At 46.7% G+C, this 22,806-nt stretch carries 25 protein-coding genes; 7 read left to right on the top strand and 18 right to left on the bottom strand.

The genetic code is table 11. The features are described from left to right. Positions 1-8: 8 nt before the first annotated feature. Positions 9-290 (bottom strand): Asp-tRNA(Asn)/Glu-tRNA(Gln) amidotransferase subunit GatC, encoded by a 282-nt coding sequence (gatC, locus tag ACM64D_RS12105; protein WP_415063483.1) that lies wholly within the window; start codon positions 288-290, stop codon positions 9-11. Between the two features lie 123 nt (positions 291-413). Here gatC and ligA point away from each other — a divergent pair, with 123 nt between their 5' ends. Beyond that, positions 414-2,414, top strand: coding sequence for an NAD-dependent DNA ligase LigA (ligA, locus tag ACM64D_RS12100; protein ID WP_415063482.1), 2,001 nt, complete (start codon positions 414-416; stop codon positions 2,412-2,414). A gap of 82 nt (positions 2,415-2,496) precedes the next feature. Here ligA and ACM64D_RS12095 read toward each other — a convergent pair whose 3' ends face one another. Both ACM64D_RS12095 and ACM64D_RS12090 read right to left on the bottom strand, forming a co-directional pair. Next, positions 2,497-2,691, bottom strand: a complete 195-nt coding sequence (locus ACM64D_RS12095; RefSeq protein WP_374076622.1) for a histone-like protein — start codon at positions 2,689-2,691, stop codon at positions 2,497-2,499. Positions 2,692-2,788: 97 nt separating this feature from the next. Next, positions 2,789-4,246 carry a metallophosphoesterase gene (locus ACM64D_RS12090; RefSeq protein WP_415063481.1) on the bottom strand — a complete coding sequence of 486 codons (1,458 nt, stop codon included), beginning with the start codon at positions 4,244-4,246 and terminating at the stop codon, positions 2,789-2,791. A gap of 29 nt (positions 4,247-4,275) precedes the next feature. Here ACM64D_RS12090 and murD point away from each other — a divergent pair, with 29 nt between their 5' ends. Beyond that, positions 4,276-5,577: a UDP-N-acetylmuramoyl-L-alanine--D-glutamate ligase gene (gene murD / locus ACM64D_RS12085; RefSeq protein ID WP_415063480.1), complete on the top strand. Its 1,302-nt coding sequence runs from the start codon at positions 4,276-4,278 to the stop codon at positions 5,575-5,577. A gap of 9 nt (positions 5,578-5,586) precedes the next feature. On the opposite strand, the gene ACM64D_RS12080 is transcribed toward murD, so the two are convergent. From ACM64D_RS12080 to ACM64D_RS12030, 11 genes are all read right to left on the bottom strand, one after another. Further along, a complete protein-coding gene (locus ACM64D_RS12080) occupies positions 5,587-7,713 on the bottom strand; it encodes a hypothetical protein (RefSeq protein WP_415063479.1) in 2,127 nt (708 codons plus the stop codon). Between the two features lie 63 nt (positions 7,714-7,776). Further along, entirely contained in the window at positions 7,777-8,217 is a 441-nt protein-coding gene (locus tag ACM64D_RS12075; protein ID WP_415063478.1) for a hypothetical protein, read from the bottom strand. Continuing rightward, complete coding sequence (fsa, locus tag ACM64D_RS12070) at positions 8,217-8,864, bottom strand: fructose-6-phosphate aldolase (protein WP_415063477.1); 648 nt, start codon at positions 8,862-8,864, stop codon at positions 8,217-8,219. The genes ACM64D_RS12075 and fsa overlap by 1 nt, the downstream gene beginning before the upstream one ends. 66 nt (positions 8,865-8,930) lie before the next feature. Continuing rightward, entirely contained in the window at positions 8,931-9,440 is a 510-nt protein-coding gene (locus ACM64D_RS12065) for a hypothetical protein (protein WP_415063476.1), read from the bottom strand. Further along, complete coding sequence (locus tag ACM64D_RS12060; protein WP_415063475.1) at positions 9,437-10,126, bottom strand: 4-hydroxy-tetrahydrodipicolinate reductase; 690 nt, start codon at positions 10,124-10,126, stop codon at positions 9,437-9,439. Before ACM64D_RS12060 ends, ACM64D_RS12065 begins: the two co-directional genes overlap by 4 nt. After that, positions 10,123-11,004 carry a 4-hydroxy-tetrahydrodipicolinate synthase gene (gene dapA, locus ACM64D_RS12055; RefSeq protein WP_415063474.1) on the bottom strand — a complete coding sequence of 294 codons (882 nt, stop codon included), beginning with the start codon at positions 11,002-11,004 and terminating at the stop codon, positions 10,123-10,125. The genes ACM64D_RS12060 and dapA overlap by 4 nt, the downstream gene beginning before the upstream one ends. Beyond that, entirely contained in the window at positions 11,001-11,858 is an 858-nt protein-coding gene (gene dapF, locus ACM64D_RS12050; protein WP_415063473.1) for a diaminopimelate epimerase, read from the bottom strand. The genes dapA and dapF overlap by 4 nt, the downstream gene beginning before the upstream one ends. Beyond that, positions 11,855-12,070 (bottom strand): hypothetical protein, encoded by a 216-nt coding sequence (locus ACM64D_RS12045; protein ID WP_415063472.1) that lies wholly within the window; start codon positions 12,068-12,070, stop codon positions 11,855-11,857. The genes dapF and ACM64D_RS12045 overlap by 4 nt, the downstream gene beginning before the upstream one ends. Further along, positions 12,054-12,920 (bottom strand): tetratricopeptide repeat protein, encoded by an 867-nt coding sequence (locus ACM64D_RS12040; RefSeq protein WP_415063471.1) that lies wholly within the window; start codon positions 12,918-12,920, stop codon positions 12,054-12,056. Before ACM64D_RS12040 ends, ACM64D_RS12045 begins: the two co-directional genes overlap by 17 nt. A 3-nt stretch (positions 12,921-12,923) precedes the next feature. Continuing rightward, positions 12,924-13,496, bottom strand: a complete 573-nt coding sequence (locus ACM64D_RS12035; RefSeq protein WP_415063470.1) for a hypothetical protein — start codon at positions 13,494-13,496, stop codon at positions 12,924-12,926. Between the two features lie 73 nt (positions 13,497-13,569). Continuing rightward, a complete protein-coding gene (locus tag ACM64D_RS12030) occupies positions 13,570-15,942 on the bottom strand; it encodes a DNA translocase FtsK (RefSeq protein ID WP_415063469.1) in 2,373 nt (790 codons plus the stop codon). A 176-nt stretch (positions 15,943-16,118) separates the two neighbouring features. Between ACM64D_RS12030 and ACM64D_RS12025 the strand changes: the two genes are divergently transcribed. From ACM64D_RS12025 to ACM64D_RS12005, 5 genes are all read left to right on the top strand, one after another. Then, on the top strand, positions 16,119-16,757 hold the full coding sequence (locus ACM64D_RS12025) for a radical SAM protein (protein ID WP_415063468.1): 639 nt from the start codon (positions 16,119-16,121) through the stop codon (positions 16,755-16,757). Positions 16,758-16,821: 64 nt separating this feature from the next. Then, positions 16,822-17,121 carry a helix-turn-helix domain-containing protein gene (locus ACM64D_RS12020; protein ID WP_243536234.1) on the top strand — a complete coding sequence of 100 codons (300 nt, stop codon included), beginning with the start codon at positions 16,822-16,824 and terminating at the stop codon, positions 17,119-17,121. A gap of 104 nt (positions 17,122-17,225) precedes the next feature. Next, positions 17,226-18,635, top strand: coding sequence for a replicative DNA helicase (dnaB, locus tag ACM64D_RS12015; protein WP_415063467.1), 1,410 nt, complete (start codon positions 17,226-17,228; stop codon positions 18,633-18,635). A 14-nt stretch (positions 18,636-18,649) separates the two neighbouring features. Further along, complete coding sequence (locus tag ACM64D_RS12010) at positions 18,650-19,576, top strand: SDR family oxidoreductase (RefSeq protein ID WP_415063466.1); 927 nt, start codon at positions 18,650-18,652, stop codon at positions 19,574-19,576. A gap of 115 nt (positions 19,577-19,691) precedes the next feature. Continuing rightward, entirely contained in the window at positions 19,692-19,886 is a 195-nt protein-coding gene (locus tag ACM64D_RS12005; RefSeq protein ID WP_415063465.1) for a hypothetical protein, read from the top strand. Positions 19,887-19,940: 54 nt separating this feature from the next. Here the strand turns inward: ACM64D_RS12005 and ACM64D_RS12000 are convergent, their stop codons facing one another. From ACM64D_RS12000 to rpsF, 4 genes are all read right to left on the bottom strand, one after another. Beyond that, positions 19,941-20,795, bottom strand: a complete 855-nt coding sequence (locus ACM64D_RS12000; RefSeq protein ID WP_415063464.1) for a S1 family peptidase — start codon at positions 20,793-20,795, stop codon at positions 19,941-19,943. 154 nt (positions 20,796-20,949) lie between these two features. Beyond that, positions 20,950-21,393: a 50S ribosomal protein L9 gene (gene rplI / locus ACM64D_RS11995; protein ID WP_415063463.1), complete on the bottom strand. Its 444-nt coding sequence runs from the start codon at positions 21,391-21,393 to the stop codon at positions 20,950-20,952. A gap of 21 nt (positions 21,394-21,414) precedes the next feature. Beyond that, positions 21,415-22,302 carry a DUF2232 domain-containing protein gene (locus tag ACM64D_RS11990; protein ID WP_415063462.1) on the bottom strand — a complete coding sequence of 296 codons (888 nt, stop codon included), beginning with the start codon at positions 22,300-22,302 and terminating at the stop codon, positions 21,415-21,417. Between the two features lie 17 nt (positions 22,303-22,319). Then, complete coding sequence (rpsF, locus tag ACM64D_RS11985) at positions 22,320-22,784, bottom strand: 30S ribosomal protein S6 (RefSeq protein WP_415063461.1); 465 nt, start codon at positions 22,782-22,784, stop codon at positions 22,320-22,322. Between the last annotated feature and the right edge of the window lie 22 nt (positions 22,785-22,806).

Raw genomic sequence — 22,806 nt, 5'->3', positions numbered from 1 at the left:
ATCAATCCTTATACAACCGGTGGAACTTTAAAGAGATTGCCTGCTTTGGCGGGGGCGTTGGCCGTCATCTCTTCGGCCGAAAACTCTTGTTTAACGACATCTTCTCGCCAGTAGGCTTCAATTTCAGTGGGAGTGACCAAGGGCTCAATGCCTGTCGTATCTATTTTTGCGATCTGTTCGAAGTGCCCCAAGGCTTTTGCCAACTGAATGCTATATTCATGAGCCTCTTCCTCCGTCACATGAAGGCGGGCGAGCTTTGCGATGTGCTCGATGGTTTTCTTGTCAATCATGGGGATTCTCCTTTGCAGGATTTGAAGTCTTTAAAGATAGTCAAAAAATAATACCTAGTCACTCTTTGCTCGTCGTATTGCTTTGCGACTGGACCTTTAGAGCTAATATGATAAATTGCGGTCATGTCCAAGAAGCGCCACGAAGAACTCAAAAAAATCATCAGCCGGCACGACTATCTCTACTACGTCATGGATCGTCCCGAAATCTCGGATTTTGAATACGATCAACTTTTTGATGAACTGCTGAAGCTGGAGAAATCGGAAAAAGGTCTTGATCTTACTGAGTCTCCCTCGCAACGAGTGGGGGGGGTGCCCTTAGATTCCTTTGAGAAGGCCCCCCATCGCATTCCCATGTTGTCATTGGCCAATAGTTATTCACCCGAAGACATCTTCGATTTTGATGAGCGTGTTAAAAAATTTCTCAATACCGACAAAGACATCGAATACCTGTGCGAGCCCAAGTTTGACGGCCTTTCTATGGAGCTGATCTACGAAAATGGCCATTTTGTTCGCGCGCTCACGCGTGGGGACGGGGCTGTCGGCGAGGATGTGACTCAAAATATTCGCACCATCAAAAGTATTCCTCTGAAACTTTCTTTAAAAAATCCGCCGCCTCTTTTGGAGGTGCGGGGTGAAGTTTTAATGTTCAAAGAGGACTTTGCGAAGCTGAATGAAACTCAACAGGAAAATGGCCAGCAAACTTTTGCCAATCCCCGCAATGCCTCTGCCGGCTCCGTAAGACAGCTTGATTCTAAAATCACGGCGTCGCGCCCGCTGCGCTTTTATGCCTATGCCTTGGGGGCCACGGACGGTGTCGAGTTTAAGACTCAACAAGAAATCGAAGACTATTTTGTAGAGGTGGGAATTCCTTCTTTGCGCAACAAAGAGGGCTTGGAGCTTGTGAAGCTTTGTAAGGGCCCCACTGAGGTCGCCTCTTATTACCACAACATTGAAAAGGTTCGCCCCGGCCTTGCCTTTGATATTGATGGCATCGTGATTAAGGTGAATTCGCTGCGCCTTCAGGATGATTTGGGTATGGTCGCACGCAGTCCTCGCTGGGCCACGGCTGCGAAATTTAAACCGGAACAGGCCTTTACGGTCATCGAGGATATCGCTGTTCAAGTGGGGCGCACGGGAGCCCTCACTCCCGTCGCCATCATGAAACCTGTCAAAGTGGGTGGCGTCACCGTTAGCAATGCAACTTTACACAACCAAGATGAAATCACTCGCAAAGACGTTCGCATTGGTGACACTGTTGTCATCCAAAGAGCCGGCGATGTGATTCCCGAAGTCGTTTCTGTCGTTTTGGATAAACGCCCCCAGCACAGCAAACCCTTTGAAATGCCCACCCACTGTCCGGTTTGTAAGTCCGTCGTCGTAAAGATGGAAGACGAGGTTGTCACTCGCTGCGTGAACCCTCTTTGTATCGCCGTCGTCAAAGAGTCCCTTAAACACTTCGTCGCCCGTCGCGCAATGAATCTGGATAAGGTCGGGGACCGTCTGATTGAAACCTTGGTCGATCACAAGCTGCTTTCGCGTTTTTCTGATTTTTATCGGCTGACCAAAGAACAAATTCTTTCCTTAGAGCGACAAGGAGACAAGTCTGCCGAAAATATCATTAACAGCATTGAAAACAGTAAATCCCCCACCTTGGCGAGGTTCATTTTTGCCCTGGGCATTCGCTTTGTCGGAGAACAAACAGCAAAACACTTGGCCGAACACTTTTTAACTATCGAGAACTTTGTTAACGCCAGCGAAGAGGAGCTTCTTGTTGTGCCTGAAATCGGCCCGAAAGTCGCCAAAGCCATCATCGCTTGGACAACCAACAAAGAACTCGTCAAAGAGATTCACGATATGCAAAAGCTGGGGGTGAAGATCGCCAACCCCGTTCGCTCCCAAGAAGGAAAACTTTCGGGAATGAGTTTTCTGATCACGGGGACTTTGCCGGTGAAGCGAGATGACGCCAAAGACTTGATCGAAAAAAATGGCGGAAAAATATTGGGCTCTGTTTCTTCCAAACTCAATTATCTGGTTGTCGGCGATGATCCGGGATCTAAAGTGGAAAAGGCTCAAACCCTGGGGGTTCAAATTATCTCATGGGAAGATCTGCAGAAAATGCTTTAAGCTGAGAGCAACAGTATTTAAAAAGAAAAAAACCCACGCTTCGGCGTGGGTTTTTTTGTGATTTCTATTTAAAAGCTCTCAACTAGAGATGATCAATCACGATGTCGCGAGCCATAACAGTCTTACGACCATCTGCTTTCGCACTCTCAACACCTTTCAAGCAAAGTTGCTCGATAGCTTTGCTAAGAACATCAATTGTCTCAGCAGAAGTGTTCATTTGACCTTTTTCCTTGATGAGTTTTTTCACTTTGCTTGTCACTACAAGTACGTCTGCCATGATTAAACCTCTCCATCCATGTGTGTTTTTACCAATAAAAGGTTTGCATAGGGTCTAGAAATTGACAATATGAAATCTTCTCGCGGCGCACTAATTCTTAACGACCCGGGTTTAAAAGTGCCTCGGACTTTCCATCAACAAACTTAAACAGCTCGGCCTGCCTTGAACCCGATTCGCCGGGGGAAATCCATACAAATGTTTTTTGATCCAAGGGTTTTGTACATTCCACATCCAAAAATGCCGGCGACCAACAGCCACTGTTCAAGTGCTCGACAGAGCCAATAATTTCATGACGGGTGTGATGAGTGTGTCCAAAAACAATGCGCTGCGCTTTGGTGATGGCACTGGCCATCGCCAAAACTCGTTCATCCGGCTCTTTATACCCTGACACCAAAGAGGTCACCGATTTGCTGTAAAAAAGAAAGAAGGGCAACAGCAAAAAAAGCGGAATGAACGCCCAAAAAAATGAGATTTCATAGACTGCCCGAATAAATACCATCAACTGGAAGATCAAAAAGAAAGTCACAAAGATGATAAACGCTCGATCCAACCATAATTCGCGCGCCAACAAAAAAGGACTGCTTGCCGCCGGAGCCACAAAAAGTTCTTTCAGCTCTCTCACCATGCGCGGTTCGGCGTTGGCTTTTTCTGCGATCAATGCCACGCGATCTTCAATCTTTAATGGATTCCGAATGGGCGCCGCCAAACGGTCAAAGAAGGAGTGAAGAAGTGTCACAACCGAGCCCCAAAACCACGTCAAAATAAGACCCGGCTGTGCTTTAACAACGTACTTCAGAAAGAAACGAATGTATTCGGGTAAGGTCATTATATAGTTGGTGTCCACATGGGGATTAAAAAATCCCATCCCATTCATTATGTAACGACAGGCGAGGTTTCCAAAGGGCAGCTTTAGCGAAATAAAGTTGTAACCTCTTACAAACGGATTGATAGGGTCTTCACACATGCAATAGGGATCGTATTGATTCCCGTGCTCAATCAAGGTGTCCTGATTGCTAAGATAGAACCACTCAACAAAACGCACTTCGTGACGTTTGTTCTCTGGCAAAGCGAGATGCCGAAAGATCTCTTCTTGAACTTCAGGGAAGTGAAGTTCCAAGTCATGGTTTCCCAAAACAAAAATCGCACGGTTTCCGCGCAGAATAAACTCTCGAAGAGCCCGGACAAATTCGGCGTGATCTTTTAAAATCACCTCAATCTTAAATCGAGATCTCTCTTCCCGGGGATACAGACCGCGATGTCTTTCCAGCCAACCAACATTAAAAACAGGCTCTTCGGGAAGACGCAAAACGCTGTCGAAATCGAAGATGTCTCCGTTGAGAACCAACTCCACCGGAGCCCCTTGAGACTTCTCTTCGCAATGTTTAAGGAAGCTTTCAAAAACATCATCAAAAAAGAACTGCCGGGTTTTAAACTTTTTCCAAAGCGGAAAACGCAGGTTCACGGGCTCTGCTTCGCATAAGTGCAAATCACTGATGACTGCCGTATGCGAGGCACATCTAAAATCTGGAAAAGGGCCTGAAAAAGAAGTGGGCAAATCTGCCTCCCAAGAATATGATCGTGCAGATGAGCGAATTTATCAAGAACCTGAAGACTCCAATTGCAATTGTCGGGATGGGCAAAAGCGGCGAGGCCGCTCGACGACTTCTACTTCACTGTGGTGTCCCCTCCCAGTCCATACTCACATTTGACGTAAAATTGGATTCTGTAGATTTTAATGACCCCGCCCTTTTGTTAAGCAAAGGTCAGCCCCAGACGCTGGTCGTTTCCCCGGGGGTCCCCCTTTCATCTTCTTGGATTCAAGATGCCCAAAGCGCGGGACTTAAAATCACCAGCGAACTGTCTTTGGCGTGTTCTTGTCTGACCACGGAAAGACTTATTGGCGTGACTGGATCTGTCGGAAAAAGCACCACCGTTTCTCTTTTGGGAACGGGACTTGAGGCCTTTACAACAGCCTTTTTTGTCGGTGGAAATCTGGGAACTCCCTTTGCTGAATATGCAATAGACGTTTTGAGCGGGGCGCGTCCTCGCGCAGATTGGGTTGTTCTAGAGCTCTCCAGTTATCAGTTGGAAAATTGCGAAAATCTTTCTTTGGATTTTTCAGCCATCACTTACTTCACGTCAAATCACCTTGAGCGCTATGAAAGCCTTGAGCATTACTATCGCACCAAGTGGAACATTCTATCTTTGACCAAGAAGATGATGCTTTTGAACTCCGAAGGCGGCGACCTTGTCGAGTACTTTAAAAACAATCACCACGAACAAATCAAAGTTATTTCTAAAAATGACCCTACATTAGAGTCCTATCAACTTGAAAAAGCTTTGTTGATTGGACAACACAACCAAGACAACTTAGCTTTGGCTTCTTCGCTGGCCCAGGCTGCCGGATGGCCGCCCGCCTCTATTGACGGCATGAAATCCTTTAAAGGTCTTGTTCATCGCCTTGAAAATGTGGGGACGTTTAAAAACATTCGTTTCATCAATGACAGCAAAGCCACCGCCATGGACAGTGTTCTTATTGCAGCAACGGCGGCCTACGACACGCTTGAGGGATCAGGGAAGTTATTCCTTCTTTTGGGGGGAAGAGACAAAAATCTTCCTTGGCAAGACTTGGGGCCACTTAAAAACTTCCGCAACATCGAGTTCGTCTTTTTTGGCGAATGTCGCAACATCGCTCAGCAAAAATCAACTTTGCCAGGTTCTTCTTTTTCTCATCTTGGGGAAGCTTTGACTCACACATTCCAAAGGGCCAATCCCCAGGACACGGTCCTTCTCAGTCCCGGCGGAACCAGTCTTGATGAATTCAAGTCCTTTGAAGAGCGTGGAAATTTCTTTAAACGAAAAGTCGAAGAGTTCGCAAAATCCTGAATCTTTAAACTACTCTCTGAAGTTCAATACAGAAAGAGAGTTCGCGTCCACAGGCAGAACTCGTGAATAGATCTTCTGTGTACGTGCGCCCACCACAACCACCTCGTGGGTGTCTTCGGGCACATTGTAAAGAATGAATCCACCGCCCGCGATGCCCTTGCGATTTTGCAAAATGCGTCCTTGCATATCAAAGTACACGATATGGCGAGGATCAAACTGATCGTAAGCCGCAAGATAGACTTCAAAGTCTTCATCCGGAACAAAGCCGACAATAACCCCAGCACTGGCCGAATCATCCAGGCGTAAGAATGTTTTTATCGAATTCAACCAAGACCAGTGAACCAGTGGGGCGTGAATAAATTCGTCATTATCGTTGTAAAGATAGCGAGCGGCAACATAATCTGCCCCTTCGGGCTGAATGCGCATCATTCCCAATCGACTTAAGTGGGGAAGGCTGACCGTTGTGACTCCGGATCTAACATCCACATCTTCTGCCAAGCTCTGCATTGAAACAACCGCCGGATGGGGTTCACCCGTAAAGGCATCATAGATACGCAAAGGGACTGTCTCTGACTTTAATGTCGACTCAATATCTCCTTGCGCAACAGAGCCCTCTTCCACCACCACATTTTGATAGCCCAAAATAGAATCCGCTCGGGTCGCCAACAAAGAATGAAATCCCGCAGGGGCATTCACAAATGCAAATAAACCATTTTCACCTGTCGCAGTCAGCTTCGCATCGGGAAGCATAAACTGATTAAAGTAGACGGGTTGTAAATCCGGTGCGGACTCTAAAACGACCTCTATGCCTGAAAGATTTTTGCCATCAAGACTGACACGTCCCCAAACGATTGTGGGGGCTCCCTCAAAGGACTGAGTTCGCTGTTGTGCCACAATGTCTTGAAGTGCTTGAATCATTGATGCGGGATACAGCTGCGTTTTAAATTCTTTTCCAGAAATGACGATCGCGGCTGTTTGCATGTGTTTTGGAGCCGCGGCTCTCATCACAGTACTAGAGCCCCTCATCACATTGTCCATCGCCACAAAACCATCTTTTTTAGCAACAACCTCGCTGGCCCCTTTTACGAAAGTTACTTTCGTCTGCGCCGGAGCCACGTCATTCGGTTTTGCGTTATAAGCACTCGTTACAATACCGGCAAAGTCCGGGTGCGGTTCGATACGAATCTTCGGACCTTGCAAAGATTTACTCTGCGAAGCCACAAGGCGGTTTAGGCGGAAAGACCCTTCACCTAAAGTTTTTCCGTCTTTATTCACAAGACGGGCAATCACCGTGCCGGTGACTTCCTCTACGTCGATATTATATAGACCTTGTTGCAAGTCCACGCGGCCCAGTTCTTTTAAAACACCTTCATCACTACGACGAATCTCAATGTGGTGTTCATTAGTGACCGCCAGTCCTCCGGTGATTTCGATAGGACCGACGATGGATTGTCCTCGCGACTCTTCCACCAGGCCGTAAGAGGGCCCTGCCTCTGATTTCTCTTGTTGAGTGGTGCTGTCGCCCGGATAGGCTCTGTTCGAAGGCAACTGAACCTGCACCTGCGGAACACGGGTTTGGGATTTCCCGGAAGAGTCCACTCCCGAAATAAATACTTTCGACGAAAGCGCCTCGCTTGCCACCAGAGCTCCTGATTTTTCAAGAACTTCTTTGGCCATGTCCGACCACGTTGGTGAAGACCAGTCTTCTCCTAACACCTCACTGCGTCTTTGTGCCTCTTGAAGTCGCAAAGCCTGGGTGCGAGGAAGGCTGTCAATCCAATCGTGGTCTTCGGGATCCGTTGTCGCAACAGCGGGCGAGCCTGCGTCTGGAAGAATGTTTTCAACACTTTTAGTAACAACCATCTCTTGAAGAGCGACTCTTTTTGAATAAAGCGGCACTGACGATGTTTTTTCGATCGCCAAATTCAGGGGTTTTATTTTTTCAATTTTTGCCCACTCCAGGTTCACACGATCGGCCTCTATAACTTCCTCAAAGGCGACATGGGGAGGAGAATTTTTTTGCGCTTTAATCGTCAAGGCATCATAGATAGGAATGAACTTCAAACCACCAACATGGCCTGACCAGCATAAACATCCCGCTAAAACTGCAAACGGTATAAACCGTTTAAGCTGCATTCCTTGCAACAGTTACCTCTTCAAATAAAAGGAATAGTCACTCCTGACTAGTCTCTATCGTATTTAGAAGGAACGGAAGTCGTCAATAACGTTACGGGTGTCGCGACTTTGGTTAAGCGCTTGGCGAATCTTTTCGGCAATGGCCGCAGCCCTATCATCATCGCGTTCTATAAGGTCGAAGCCGCCATCCACATTACGACCTTCGACTAGGACCTCGACCTGAACATCATACGGACGACGGTCACCCAGGATGGTGACATGCGTGGTGTAGCGTTCGCGCGCCATATCCATCTTCTCGATATTCTTATTTTTTTTGTCATAATAGCGAGAGTAGACCTCTCGCCCATTTTGGCTGACCGTTCGAGGCTCTCCAATGATGCTAACGACCACTCGGCGCGTTTCACTTGCGTTTAAAGGTGTCTCGCGAATAATCACCCCCCCAGTTCGGCAACTGGACAAAAGAAGGGTCGCGCCAAGAAGAAACCAAGAAATCGCCTTATTCATTATTTCTTTTGAGCCTTATTCCAATCGTCCATGAACTGCTTAATACCTTTGTCAGTTAATGGATGGTGAGTCATTTGTTGCATAACCTTAAACGGAATCGTGGCAATGTCAGCACCCATTTCTGCGGCGATTTGGATATGCATGGGGCTTCTTACGCTGGCGACCAGGACTTCAGTATCAAAGTCATAGTTGCGATACATTTGAATAACCTGATCAACCATTGTCATACCTTCAACGCCAATGTCGTCAAGGCGACCAACAAAGGGAGACACCATGGTTGCTCCCGCCTTCGCAGCAAGAAGAGCTTGCATCGGAGAAAAGACCAGAGTGACGTTGGTCTTAATACCGTCAGCTTTAAGTTTTTTTACAGCAATCATACCATCTTCGCACATGGGAATTTTCACAACCACATTAGAGGCAAGCTTTGCCAGTTCCTTACCCTCGCGATACATTTCTTCGGCCTGCAGACTGATAACCTCGGCCGACACGGGTCCAGAGATCTCTTTGCAAATTTCCTTAATCACGTCGTGAAATGGCTTTCCGGATTTTGCGATCAAAGACGGGTTTGTTGTCACTCCATCAACCCAGCCGCGAAGGTTGGCTTGTCTAATTTCTTCAATTTCTGCTGTGTCGATGAAAAACTTCATGGGAACTCCCCGTTAAATAGAAAATTTGAACTGTTACGATACACCCAATTTGTACGTTGGCCGGCTTTAAAAATCAACCAGGCTTTTACCCTGCATATAAAACTCCGCCTGCTTTACGGACGGTGCTGACTTAGAAATCTCACTTAAATTCTTTTGATAGATCGGATGCTCATATTGACCCCAGGCCTCTGCCGAGCATCTGATGATAAGAGGATCTTGGTGCATCTGAGGGTAGGGGAGGGTCAATCGCGGCGACATTAAAATCATATCATCGAAAACAAGAAGTATCACCTCTGAGTAGTTTTTCTGCGCAAGACCCGAAGCCCCCGGTTCGCACAAAGACAAAACCAGGTGAAGCATTTGATCAACCCCCAGGTAGGTCTCAAAGCGAATTACAAACTCCATTCGCGCGCTTAAGTCTTGCTGTTCTGAGGTTAAATATCTTTTGTATATCGAAGAAGTCGAAATGATTTCACCGCATTCAGCCAACTTGCGAAGATGATCTTTGGCTTTCTCCTGTCCGCCGACCAAGTCCACGGCAATATACACCAGCGTCGAATGGCGATGGGGACTCATGCCTTTTTCTTTCCGAAAAGGACGTCACGAATTTGATAAAGGCCCGGCTTTTGTTTGGCCAGCCACTCCGCCGCCTGAACAGCACCCTTTGCAAACACCGTGCGATTTAAAGCGGTGTGTTCAAACACCAAAACTTCTTCATCACTCATAGAATAGATTTTATGAACGCCAAAAATTCCGCCACCACGAATGGCGACAGGTTCAGGAAGCTTTTTCTGAACAGCTTTTTCCATATTTTCTTGAAGGGTGATCGCCGTTCCAGAAGGTTTGTCTTTCTTTCGATTGTGATGAAGTTCCTCAATTTGAAAATCAAAATGTGAAATCGCCGATAAGGACTTCAAAGCCTCATTGAGGACGGCCACGCCCAAGCTCATATTAGAAGACCATAAAACCGGAACTTTTTTTGCGTACTGATTTAAAAGATCCTTTTCCTTTTTTGAAAAGCCCGTCGTACCACAGACAACCGGCGTCTTATGTTCGGCCGCTCTTTTTAAAACATCCTTCAAGGCTTCCGGGGACGAGAAATCAATCCACACATCTACCATCGCCGCCTTTTTGGAATCCCATTTGTCTTCGCGATGAAACGGATAAAACAGTTCGCAGCGTGGATTGGCTTCGATCACTTTCACGATCTCTTGCCCCATTCTTCCTGAAGCGCCCACAAGGCCTATCTTGGTCTTCTTCACAGAACACCTACTTTTTTCATTTCGACTTTTAAGTTTTCAGTGTGCGCGGGAGACAGCTCCACCAGAGGAAGACGCAAGGATGCGGACTCCAAGATCCCCATCAGTTGTAATGCTTTTTTTACGGGAATCGGATTGGCTTCTACAAAAAGAAGATTGATCAAATCCATATACTTGTTGATGTCAGCGCGCGCCTTTTCAAGCTGTCCTTCAGACACCCACGTCTTCCACTGCACCATCTGTTTGGGAATAACATGAGTCGCAACGGAAATCACTCCGTGGCCTCCCGTCGCTAGGAACTCCACGTAGCTTCCGTCATCCCCGGAAAGCATCACAAAGTCTTTACCGCAGGCATTGATAATCTCTTGTGCTAAATCAATCTTGCCGCTGGCCTCTTTGATGCCCATCACACCAGGAACTTTTGCTAAATCACGAACCGTCTCGACGGCCAAGGACGTGATCGTGCGACCGGGAACATTATACAAAATTGTTGGGATGGAAATGGCCGAAGCCACCGCCTTAAAGTGTTCATACAAACCTCGCTGCGGAGGCTTGTTGTAATAGGGAACAACCACCAGTACAGCATCCGCACCCAACTCTTGAGCTTTCTTTGAATCTTCAATCGTCTTCGCTGTGTTGTTCGAACCCGTTCCCATGATAAGGGGGACCTTATCACCACACAAAGAGCGGACATGCTTAAAAATCTCAACCACCTCGGAAGAGGTCAGCGTGGGGCTTTCCGCAGTGGTTCCATTGATTACAAATCCATCAACGCCCGCATCCAGTTGCTGCTTTACCAGTCGATCTAAGGATGCATAATCTACTTTATCGTTTTTAAAGGGCGTCACGAGGGCCGTGAAAGTTCCTCTGAAATTCTTCATCTTACCACCTCAAGATTGTACTTAAATTCTCCAACAAAAACGGCGTCTCCCATCATCAGAGGATGGGGGTCTCCATCAATAAAACTCACATGCAAAAGGCCACCCGGCATTTGAACTTCAACTTCTCGTTGGGCTCGTTCTTTTGCGTAGACAAGGGCCGCCGCGACGGCCCCCGTGCCACAGGCCAGAGTGTAATCCTCAACGCCTCTTTCATAGGTGACCGCCTTGATCTTTCCCGGCCCATCTTCAACATAAAAGGTGACGTTTGCTCCTGCTGGCATCAGATCAGGATGAGAGCGAACCTCCCGAGCCATCTCTTTTAAGTTCGCCACATCTTTTATTTCATGTATTTTTTGAACCAGATGCGGAACGCCCGTATTTACCAAGACAAATTTTTCTGTGGAGCTTGAGCGGGTTTTTAGTTCCAAGTTTTCATTCAAGAGGCGTGCTTCGGGCATGCGCACCCGAATTCGATCATCGCCAAAAACTTGCGCCACAACCAATCCCGCGCCGGTTTTAAATTTAATCGTAGCTGATTCTGAAGACCGCAAGGTTTCGTAACAAAAGCGGGCCGCACAGCGAGCCGCGTTTCCGCACATTTCTGCGGTGGATCCGTCTGAATTATAAAAATCCCAATCAAAATCAAAACCCTGGGATCCGTTTTGAATAAAGAGAAGTCCGTCCGTGCTAATTCCCAACACTTTATCGCAAATCATCTGTGCAAAACGGGATCGGGACATTCCCAGATCTTTTTCCACAGCCTCCCAAGAGGAGTTCTTTCGTGCATCCACCAAAGCAAACGTGTTACCAGCTCCTGACATCTTGATGATGTTCACCGGCAGGACGCTTTTCATGGCTCCTCCGTCTCATCCCCAAAGTTCTCATTCGAGTCGACTTGAGGATTGCTTTTTTTAGCTGGTTTCTTTTGGGTGGATTCTTTATAGGTGGGTTCCCCACGTCCCAAAGGAGCTGGATTTAGCGGAGGAAGAGGACGCCCTTTCACGCCGCACCCCAGGGGGCCAAAGAATATCATCAAAATGAGGGCCGTTTTATTCAGGTGTTCCATTCATCCCCTTAAGATCGCCCTCAACCTCGGCGAGGCGACGGCAAAGCATGGGGTCTATCATATACTGTCTATACTGGTTCGCTGAAATGTTTTTGCAGGTCATCACGTATTTCTGTGCAACTTCGGGATTAGCTCTCTTTTGAGCCTGATCAAACCTCCAGAACCAATAGAAAAATTCCGGGTATTTTTCATCGCTCTTTTTCATATTTGCCAAGGACTCCTGCGCTTTAGCAAAGTTCTTAAGGCTCAAATACTTTTCTGTCTCTAGGGCCCACCAAAATTTTTGCTGAGGAGACTTCTTAATGGCAACGGCGTCCGCGATCTTTTGATATTCGCTCCATTTTGCCTGACAAACCAGGGCTTGAGCCATGCTCAGCTTTAAGTCTTCGTCAAAACTGACCAGATTCAGTTGTTTTTGCACCAACTCTTGCGCCCCCTTGCAATCCCCCTTGGCGATCATAAGGTGAGCCAGCTCATTCACAATGGAAAAGTTATCGGGCTCAATACGCGCGGCCTCATTCACTTTATCCAGGGCCTGATTCAGATCTGATTTTCTTAAAGAGACACCGCTTTCAAAAAGCTGCTGCGTTTTGTCGCTAAAAAAGACATTTGCAACTTCAGAAGCCGTCTTCTTCAGTTCGGCGATGGCCTGGGGGCGAATCTCTCGCTGAATTGCTCCAGAAAGAATATTGAGAGCTTGTTGCCGATCCCTTTGCAGAATTAAATTGTGAGCCTTTTCGATAATATCTTTATAGGTCTCAGACTTAGAGTATTTTGCCTGAGCGAACGCAAGGAGCGGGGAAAAAGAAAGAGCCACCGCAAGGGTGGCTCTTATCAAAATCAATTTCATTGATTAGTTCTTTTTGTATGATTTCAAAGCAACAGTCACTTGGCCGAATTGGCTTGGAGCAACTTGTTTCAACATACCAGACAAAGGAATAAGTTGTGGGTTGATCCACGCGTTGATTTCTTCGTTTTTGTCAGCATCTTTAAGACGAGCATGGATGCAATCAAAAGTTCCAGCAGGAACAGTGATTCTGTCTTCTTTAACTTCGATCACTTCGATGTTTTGTTTGGGCACTTGTTGTTCTTTGCCGTTCACAAGCATTTTTTTAACTTCGCCAGTGTTAGGATCGATCAAAGTTTCAACTTTTTGTTTACCAGCAAAACCAAGATCCATGTTTTGATCCATCCAGATGCCGTCAGCAGCTACTGAACGAACAGACATAACCATAGAACCCTTGATGAATCCCATGTCGATTGTGTAGCTAGCAGTATCGCCAACTTTCCAATCCAAACCCATTGTCTGAGCTTGATCCATAATTGCAGGCATTGAAACCTGAGAAACAACGTCGAATGCAGATGGCGAAGCCACAGCACTCACTGAAAACACAAGACCTAGAGCGGCGATTAAAGCCTTAACCATAAATTCCTCCTTGAATGGTTTTATTAGTGTCTTAATCACACCACGACCAAGGGAGGGAGAGTCAAGGCTCAAATCACTGTTCTCTAAAACTACTTACCAGAACTTGACGCGGCTTGCTGCCATTGGCTGGCCCCACCACGCCCTCTTTTTCGAAAATTTCAATCAGGCGAGCGGCCCGAGGATAACCCAAACGGAATTTTCGTTGAATCAAGGATGCTGACACTTCCTTCTGCCCAGATGTCCATGCAAGGATTTCGTCATATCTCTCATCATACTCTTCTTCCTCAAATCCCGCGCCACCAGCATCTCCGGCTTCAGCGCCCTCTCCACCGGCAAAACCATCCAAAGCACGCATCGCCAACGGATCATATTCGGGTTCTGCTTGTGTCGCCCAATGTTTTACGACATTGCCGATTTCTTTGTCGGATAGATACGGCCCATGATGACGAGTTGGTTTACCCACGCCCGGTGCCTGGAAAAGCATATCTCCATTGGGAAGAAGTCGCTCCGCCCCCGAGTCATCAATGATAATGCGCGAATCCATCTTCGACGCCACCTTCAAGGCTACACGGCCGGGAATGTTCGTCTTAATAAGGCCCGTTACAACGTCCTTGCGCGGAGACTGTGTCGCTAAAATCAAATGGATTCCGCAAGCCCGCGCTTTTTGTGTCAAACGCTGAATCGGCTCTTCGATGTTTTGTTTTTCAACGATCATCAAGTCGGCCAACTCATCAACCACAATAACGATGTAGGGGAGTGGCTGGTAGTAGTACTGATCCAGCTTTGCTTTTCCCTCTTCCAACTCTTGATTGATCTTTTCGTGCTCTTCAATATCCGTCTTTGAAAGAGCCCCGGTCTTTTCGTTGAACGCTTCGATTTTGCCCACACCAAATTTCGATAAAGACTTATAGCGCTTTTCCATCTCACGCACGGCCCACTTTAAGGCTGTGGCGGCTTTTTTTGGTTCTGTCACGTGCGGCAAAACCAGGTGGGGAACTGAAGAAAATGGCGCCAAGTCCACCATTTTAGGATCGATCAAGACCAAACGCAGCGTTTTGGGAGAATGTCGGAATAAAAGACCTGTGATAATGGACCCCACAAAAACAGACTTTCCTGAACCCGTGGTTCCCGCAATCAATAGGTGAGGCATTTTGCGTAAATCAACAACCTTGGGCTCTCCGTCGACGGCTCGACCCACGGCCATTGGTAAAGCAAGATCCTCACTCCAGAAAGTGTCTTCAGCGATCAAGTCTTTGTAGTAAACCGTCTCGCGCTTCAGATTCGCTGTCTCGATACCCACGACATCTGTTCCAGGAATGTGACCCACAACGCGCACAGATTCTGACGAAAGTGCCAGCGACAGATCGTCCTCTAGCTCCGAGATTTTACTGATTTTGACGTCCGCATTGGGCTTAAACTCATACATCGTCACCAGGGGACCCGGCTTGGCATCCTGAATCTGCCCCTCGATGGAAAAGTTTTTAAGTTTTTCCACCAAAGAATCCGCTTTTCTTTGAATTTCGGCCTTATCAATTTTGATTCGAGAGGCGGGTGGGTCTTCCAAAAGCGCCAGCTTCGGCATATCCCAATTTTCAATGCGACGAGGAGGTTTGGCTTTCATCACCACTTTGCGTTTTTGCGCCAGGCGAACCGCCGGAACTTCCTCTTCCTCAAGATCTTCTTCTTCGTCGTCGTCTAAGTCCGAAGCGGCCTCAACCTCGTCTTCGTCCTCATCCTCTTCTTCTTCATCTTTTCCAACAAATTTTTTGTCAGACAATGGAAACACCGACTTCGGCTTTTCTTCTTTAGTCTCGGATTTTTTTGCTTTCGATTTTTTCTCGTCCTTTATAAACATCCCAGCAAAAAAGGCTGCGATCTTATTCATGACTTTTTTCTTTTTTAACATGGCAAGGAAGCCGCGCGGGGCCTCTGTCAACTCTTGCAGCGACTTTTCAAAATAGAACACAATCAAAACAGCCATGAACGACAGAAGAATCACCTGAACGCCAATAGAGTTAAACGCGCGCATCAGGGCCTGAGAGACGCCCAAACCCAAAAGGCCTCCCAAATAGATCTGTCCTGAGAAAACTTTGGTTTCTGGCAAATACAGCGACAATAAAGACGCCACATTCACGATCAACAACAAAGCCCACACAAAGCGAATGTTTTTAAGATTCAGAGACTCTCCCTGAAAACTGGCATACGCCATGCGCAAGAAGCTACCGACCACCACCCAGGCGGCAAGGCCGAGAAACTGATAGAGCAGATCCGCCAGAAAGCTGCCGACGATCCCACAGTAATTGAGCGCTCTAAGGCCCTGGCCAATAGAATTCAGCGAGGGATCGCGAGGGTTGTAACTAAACAAGGCTAGGGCGAGAAAAAGCCCCAAACCCAAAAAGCTGATTGCAATGACGTCCTGTCGGAACTTTTTAAGGAATTGGTTCATTTAAAAAATTTACGAAATTCCAAAGAGTTAGTCATGCGCATGAAGCGCATACTTGACTTAGGACTGGCGGTGCAGGACAAAAAAGTCGATAAATCAGCAGCTTCTGTGGCAATAAAGAGGTTTCTGCTATCTTTGTGGACCTCCCTCTGGGGGTTGAAGGTAAGGGCCGTTAACAAATGCTTAAAATAAATGAGATTTTTTATAGTATTCAGGGCGAATCGACCTACGTAGGATGTCCCACAGTTTTCGTGCGTCTAACTGCCTGCAATCTGCGTTGTACGTATTGCGATACGAAATATTCTTATTTTGAAGGCGAGATGCAGGAACTTGACAGCCTCCTCAAAGAAATCGCGTCACACAAAGCCTCCCATGTTTGCATCACCGGCGGTGAGCCGTTGTTACAAAAAGAAGTGCACACCCTCATGAGTGCTCTTTGTGATCAAGGGTACAAGGTTTCTCTGGAAACAAGCGGTTCAAAAAGCATTGAGCTTGTTGATCCGCGCGTAAAAATAATTTTAGATGTCAAAACTCCAGACAGTGGTGCTGCAGATTCTTTTATTATGGACAACATCCGCTTTTCCACTCCAGGAACAGAATACAAGTTTGTGATTTGCTCTGAGAAAGATTTGGACTGGTCTGAAGAATTCTGTCGTCAACATAAATTATTTGAAAAATTTGATGTTTTATACAGCCCATCATATGGCCAAGTGTCTGAACGCTGGTTGGCAGAAAAAATTTTGCAGAAAAATTCATCTGCAAGGTTGCAATTACAACTGCATAAGTATATTTGGTCTTCCGAAACACGCGGAGTATAGGGTTACACTTTGGTTCCACCAAAGAAGTCCCTCCAACCATTAAGCTGACAATTTTGGGAGTTCCATGACGCCGAACCTGAACAGTTCCGATAATCTTTTTGTCGCCAATCTTCAGTCCGTAAGCTTAGAGAAGCTTGTGAAAAGCAAGCTCGAAGTTCTCTTTGCGCAACAAAAAGAAGCGCAAGTTGAATTGAATGGGCTATACAACGTCGTTATCGAACAAGTAGAAAAGCCTCTTTTGGAGCTGGCGTTGCGCGCCTATAACGGCAACCAAGTGAAAACAGCGCAGATGCTTGGCATCAATCGCAATACTCTTAAGAAGAAAATTGACAACTATAAGATTCGTGTAAAAAAAATGAACTAATTGCTTTTTCTTAGAAGCTGCTTCAGCGGGCCACCTAGAACCACCACCAATGCACGAGGCCCGCAACTTTTATTCGATTAATTTCGTTACTCTAGAGGGGTTCAATGAGTACGAGAATTCCACCTCAAAATCTTGAGGCCGAACAGTCTATTTTGGGCGGCCTGATGTTAGATCGGGAAGCTTTAGATCAAGTGGGTGACCTCTTGGTGGCTGAAGACTTCTATAAGCCAGCACATCAAAAAATCTATAACGCTATTAAAGAGTTGCATAGCAAGGGCCAGCCGATTGATATCATCACCGTGACGAACGTTCTGCAGGGCGAAGGCTCTATGGAGATGGTGGGTGGGCCTGAGTATCTGATCGGCCTCTTAGATAAAACTATTTCTGCGGCAAATATCACAAGCCACGCCAAGATCGTAAAAGACAAGGCGACACTTCGTCGTTTGATCCACACAAACAGCCAATTAATCGAAAAGGCCTACGCGCAAGAATTCGTCGACGTAGAATCCTTTGTGGACCAAGCAGAAAGTGAAATCTTCAAAATTGGTGAAAACAAAACTCAGACCGGTCTTGTCGGGTCTATGGAGATCGTTAAAGCCTCCATTCAAAAAATTGAAGAGCTTTATAAGAACAAAGCGGAGATCACGGGCATCGGCACCGGCTTTAAAAAGCTCGACGAGATGACTGCGGGCCTTCACCCTGGCGAAATGACGATCATTGCCGCTCGTCCGTCCATGGGTAAAACAGCGTTCTCTTTGAATATCGCCCAACACGTTGCCCTTCGACTGAAAAAAACTGTCGCCTACTTCTCTCTAGAGATGGGTAAGGAGTCCATGATGATGCGTATGCTGTCTGCCGAATCGAAGGTCAGCATGAGCGAAATCCGTAATGGACGCATTCAAGATTCCGCATGGCCCAAACTCATCAATGCGGCCAGCGCCCTCAGTGAAGCTTCGATCTTTATTGACGATACTCCCGGTGTTTCTCCATTTGAAATTCGCTCGCGTGCTCGTCGTCTAAAGGCTGAACACGGCTTGGATGTTATCATGATCGACTACTTGCAGCTCATGAGCATGAAACAAAAATATAATTCGCGCGAGCAAGAGGTGGCAGAGATCTCTAAGTCCTTAAAGGCTATCGCTAAAGAATTGCAGATCCCGGTTATTGCTCTGGCACAGCTCAATCGCGGCGTTGAAGGCAGAACTGAAAAGAAACCTATGCTTTCCGATCTGCGGGAATCTGGATCTATCGAACAAGATGCCGACGTTATCATGATGCTTTATCGTGATGACTACTACGACAAAGAAAACCCTGATAAACAGGGCCATGCCGAAGTTATCGTCGGCAAACAGCGTAACGGTGCGACCGGACCTGTGAAGTTGCGCTTTGATGCTCAATACAATAGATTCCGCGATGCGGAGCCTGAGGGGCCAAGTCCAATTATGCCCGCCCAGGCGCCCCCACCAATGCCAGGTGGCAGACCTAAAAACTTTGCACCCGGCGCTCCGGTTTAAGATAATGGGCCTCTATGAGGCCCATTTTACATTTGTTTCAAAGTAAAAAGAAACCACAACACTATCAGCCTGTCGTCCTTGTTACGGGGTGTTCTGCCGGGTTGGGATTGGCTCTGGCAAAGCTTCTTCACTCGCGCACGGAGTATCGGGTGATTGCCACCGCCCGCGAAAAAAGTCTTGAGAAAGTTCGCAATCACTTCCTTGATGATGAGCGTTTTATCGTACGCTCTTTAGACGTCACCTCCGAAGAGGATCGCATTCGCCTTTTTGATGAGATTCAAAAGCTGTGGGGTGGGGTGGATGTATTAATTAACAATGCCGGCATTTCCTATCGCGCCGTTGTCGAGCACATGACCGAAAAAGACGAAGAGCTGCAGATGGCGACGAACTATTTTGGTCCCATGGGGCTGATTCGTTTGGCCCTTCCGCACATGCGCAACACGGGACGCGGAAAGATTATCAACATTTCTTCTGTCAGCGGTATGTTGGCAATGCCCACCATGGCCGCGTATTCAGCGTCAAAGTTTGCCCTCGAAGGAGCCAGCGAGTCCCTTTGGTATGAGATGCGCCCCTTTGGGGTGACCGTCACCCTGGTGCAGCCCGGATTTATTCACAGCAACTCATTTAAGAACGTTTACCACACGCCCTTGTCCGATCCGACCCGCAACTGGAGTGGGCCGTACTGTGACTTTTATCTCAACATGACCCCCTTCGTTGAAAAGATGATGAACCTCTCTTTAACCACGCCTGAAAAAATCGCCCATGAGGTTCTGAGGGTCATAAAATCCGAAAATCCACCACTATGGGTGCCCGCCACCTTAGACGCCAAAGTTTTTTACTATCTTCGTCGCCTTCTTCCACGCAGGATCTTCCTGCCCTTTTTGTATTGGTGCCTTCCCAACGCAAAAAACTGGTCCAAGGAGTTCTCTCACCGCCGATAAAGGGCCCCGACTGGACCTTGGCCCTGATTCAGGATTAGCAGTTGAGTTCCCTTTAACCTCTTGATGGACTGGAACCGTCTTAAAAGCGAGACCCTTGGAAGCATGGAGGCTGATCATGGGAGAAACTTTAGCAAAGACGGTGATTGCGGCAACTGGACTGCCTCAGGACCCTGTCGAAAAAGAATTTAACGCCCTTCTGGAAAAGCACGGCAAAACCCCCGAGACCCTCACCATAGAGGAGCTGCGCGAAGTGATGGCCGAATACCTTCAAATGGTCTTTCTTGAGCTGCACGAAGAGATGAGCGCATAAAAAAAGGTCCTCTTGTGAGGACCTTTTTTCTAAATCTTATTTTTAAGCCACAGCTTATTTCTTTTGGCTTAACAACTTAAGAGCGCTGTTAATGAATTCAGATTGAGATTTCACTTTCGTGTACACGCTCACCAATGAACAATCGTCTTTACCGTCTTTGCCAGCCCCGCGGCTAGTCACACCCCATACATACTGAGTGCCATTAACATCGAGGAACGCAGGACCGCCGGAGTCTCCATGACAAGCGCCCTTTCCTTGAGTTTGATCTAATAAAACTTCTGTCTTACCAAAGTCTTCAACAACTTGGACGTCAACCTTGCGAAGGCGATCGTCACTTTTTGTATTCACGCCGTCTGTCTCAATCAAACCGTAACCAGCCAAAGTCACCTTTGTTCCTGGTTTTAAAAGAGACTCATCATCTAAGAATTTTGCCAATTGATATCCCGGAGCCATTGCCCCAGCAAATTTAATCAATGCAAGGTCATGAGCATCTTCACCCTCTTGGCCCACTTGACCGTATTGAGTGTGAATAACGTGATCCACCACAAGGCGAACATCGGCTTTTTGCATTTTATTAAGATCGGTATTGAAGATCACATAAAGAGCGACCTCTTTATACTCTTCTCCCACCACCGGAACGCAGTGACCTGCCGTCAGAATGACGTCTTCTTTCAATAAAGAGCCCGTGCAGATAAACTGACCTTCTTGGTTGTCCTTAGTAACTACGGAAGCCACGATCGCCACTGTAGATTTTGCAATCGCATCTTTATTTTCAACTGGAGTACCACCAATTATAGAGGAGCTGTCGGCGCCAAGCTGCACTGAATGCTGTTGCGCAGGAGAGCAGGCAATCAGAGAGCCCAAGAGACCCGTGACCAAAGCTGCTTTCAAAAATTTAATAGAATTCATAACCCCTCCAAGTTGGCGCTTTTAAACACCCAAAATGGAACCAGTGCAATACAATTTTTAAAATATTTTCCATAAAGAAGTCTTATGGGAAAAGAAAAGGGACCCTTTTGGGGTCCCTTTGAGAAATCTTCTCTTTTTCGTGAGCTTTAGCAGATTATGCGCGCTCAACAGAGATTTGGATTTTAGCTTCCAAGCCTTCAGAGTAGCGTACGATCGCTTTGTGCTGACCCAAAACCTTAATAGGCTCTTCCAGGTGGATGTCACGACGATCCACAGAGTGACCCATTTTTTGCAACTCTTTAGAGATATCTGTAGTTGTTACAGTACCAAAAAGTTTGTCGGTCTCACCGGCAGCCAATTTGAATGTCACAGTTGTGCCGTTGATTTTGTTCAAAAGCTCTTGGCGTTCAGCCATCGCTTTTTTCTTTTTTGCTTCCGCTACACGCTTCAAGTGTTCGTACTCTTTTACGCGTTTTTCAGTTGCTTCAGCAGCCAATTTGCGAGGGAACAAGAAGTTTCTTGCGAAACCTTCTGAAACGTTCACTAACTCACCAACACGACCTACATCCTTAACGTCTTTTTGAAGAATAACTTTCATGTGATCTCCATGTATGTTTCCCTAGTTGTTTTCAGTCGTCGGTATCTTGCGAATACGACCTCTAAAATCAACCCAGTAGTCGATCAAACCAACGATGCTCAAAAGAAGCAATAATTGGCCGACCAAGATTATGTACGTCAGAACTCTCATGAACACACCGGCTCTAATTGAGTTCAGAAATACCTCCAACACCGCCAGCCCTTGAAAGAAATAAAGAACGATAACTACGTTCACTATATTTACTGCGAGGATGGCAATGGCCTTACCGCCAAAACTCACCATTGTTAGAAGGAAGGCGATCATCGCAACCCAAATTACATAATCTGGAACGCGATATTCTAACAACTTGAGCTGAGAGGCAATTTTCTCACGGGGCAAATTGAGCCATGAAAAAACCCTTCTCTCAAAAATCAGCCCCAAACCTAACGCCAACACTAAAACAATGACGATAGCCGAGGGGATCTGCTGAACCAAAATCGCCGGATCCAACTTCACAACCGGGTTCATATCTTGAACTCGTTGAGAAAACTGTTCCGCCAATCTTTGGACTTCCGCATACGTGTTTATTCCGTTCTTCCGAAAAGCCCCAAAAAGGCCCAGGCCTGCGGCCAAGGAACCTAGTGCGACACTCAAAAGCCCAGAGATCCACCACCCAAATCCTCTTTGCTCCATTTCCATATAGGCCCCTAAAGTCATCCAAATCGAGCCCAAGAAAAGTGCTAAAGGTTGTGCGTTGAGGAGCCACGCTGCTCCTGTTGCCAATAGTCCCAAAATCCAAAAGGCGCGGGGACCATAGGCTTTACGTAAGACACGAAGAAGAGGCGCTCCCAGAACTACAGTTAACATCGACAACAAAATCGAGAGTGATGAAATTGTGATGAACTTCTGCGCGGTCGCGGTCTTCTTCATGGATTACGCTCTTTTAACTATTCGCCTTTGTCGTAACGATCAGAACGCTCAGCTTTTGCTGCAGCAAAAGCGGCTTTACGAGCAGCCATTTTTGCTTCGCGCTCTTTTTCACGAGCTGCAGACTCAGCAAGACCTTTTTTGAAGCCTTCCATGAATTTGCCCAAAGTAACACGCTCATCAAGACGAGTGTGCATAAAGCGAAGAACTTTGTCGTTGATACGCATAGTTCTTTCAAGCTCTGCAATAGCTTGAGTGTCTGCTTCAAACGTAGAGTGGAAGTAGACAGCTTTTTTTAGTTTGCCAATAGGAGTTGCCAAAGTTCTCTTGCCCCAAGTTTCCAAAGAGTTGATAGAACCTTTATAAGATTCGATCGTCGCTTTATTCTTTTTGAAGAGCTCTTTTTGATCTTCAACAGTTGCATCTGGGTGCATAAGAACCACAACTTCGTATGGCTTCTTTGCAGTCGTTTTAGAAAGTTCCATGTAAACTATCCTTTCGGTTTAT

Source organism: Bdellovibrio sp. (assembly GCF_047637665.1).
Lineage (GTDB): Bacteria > Bdellovibrionota > Bdellovibrionia > Bdellovibrionales > Bdellovibrionaceae > Bdellovibrio.
This window is presented reverse-complemented; position numbering and strand designations above follow the sequence as displayed.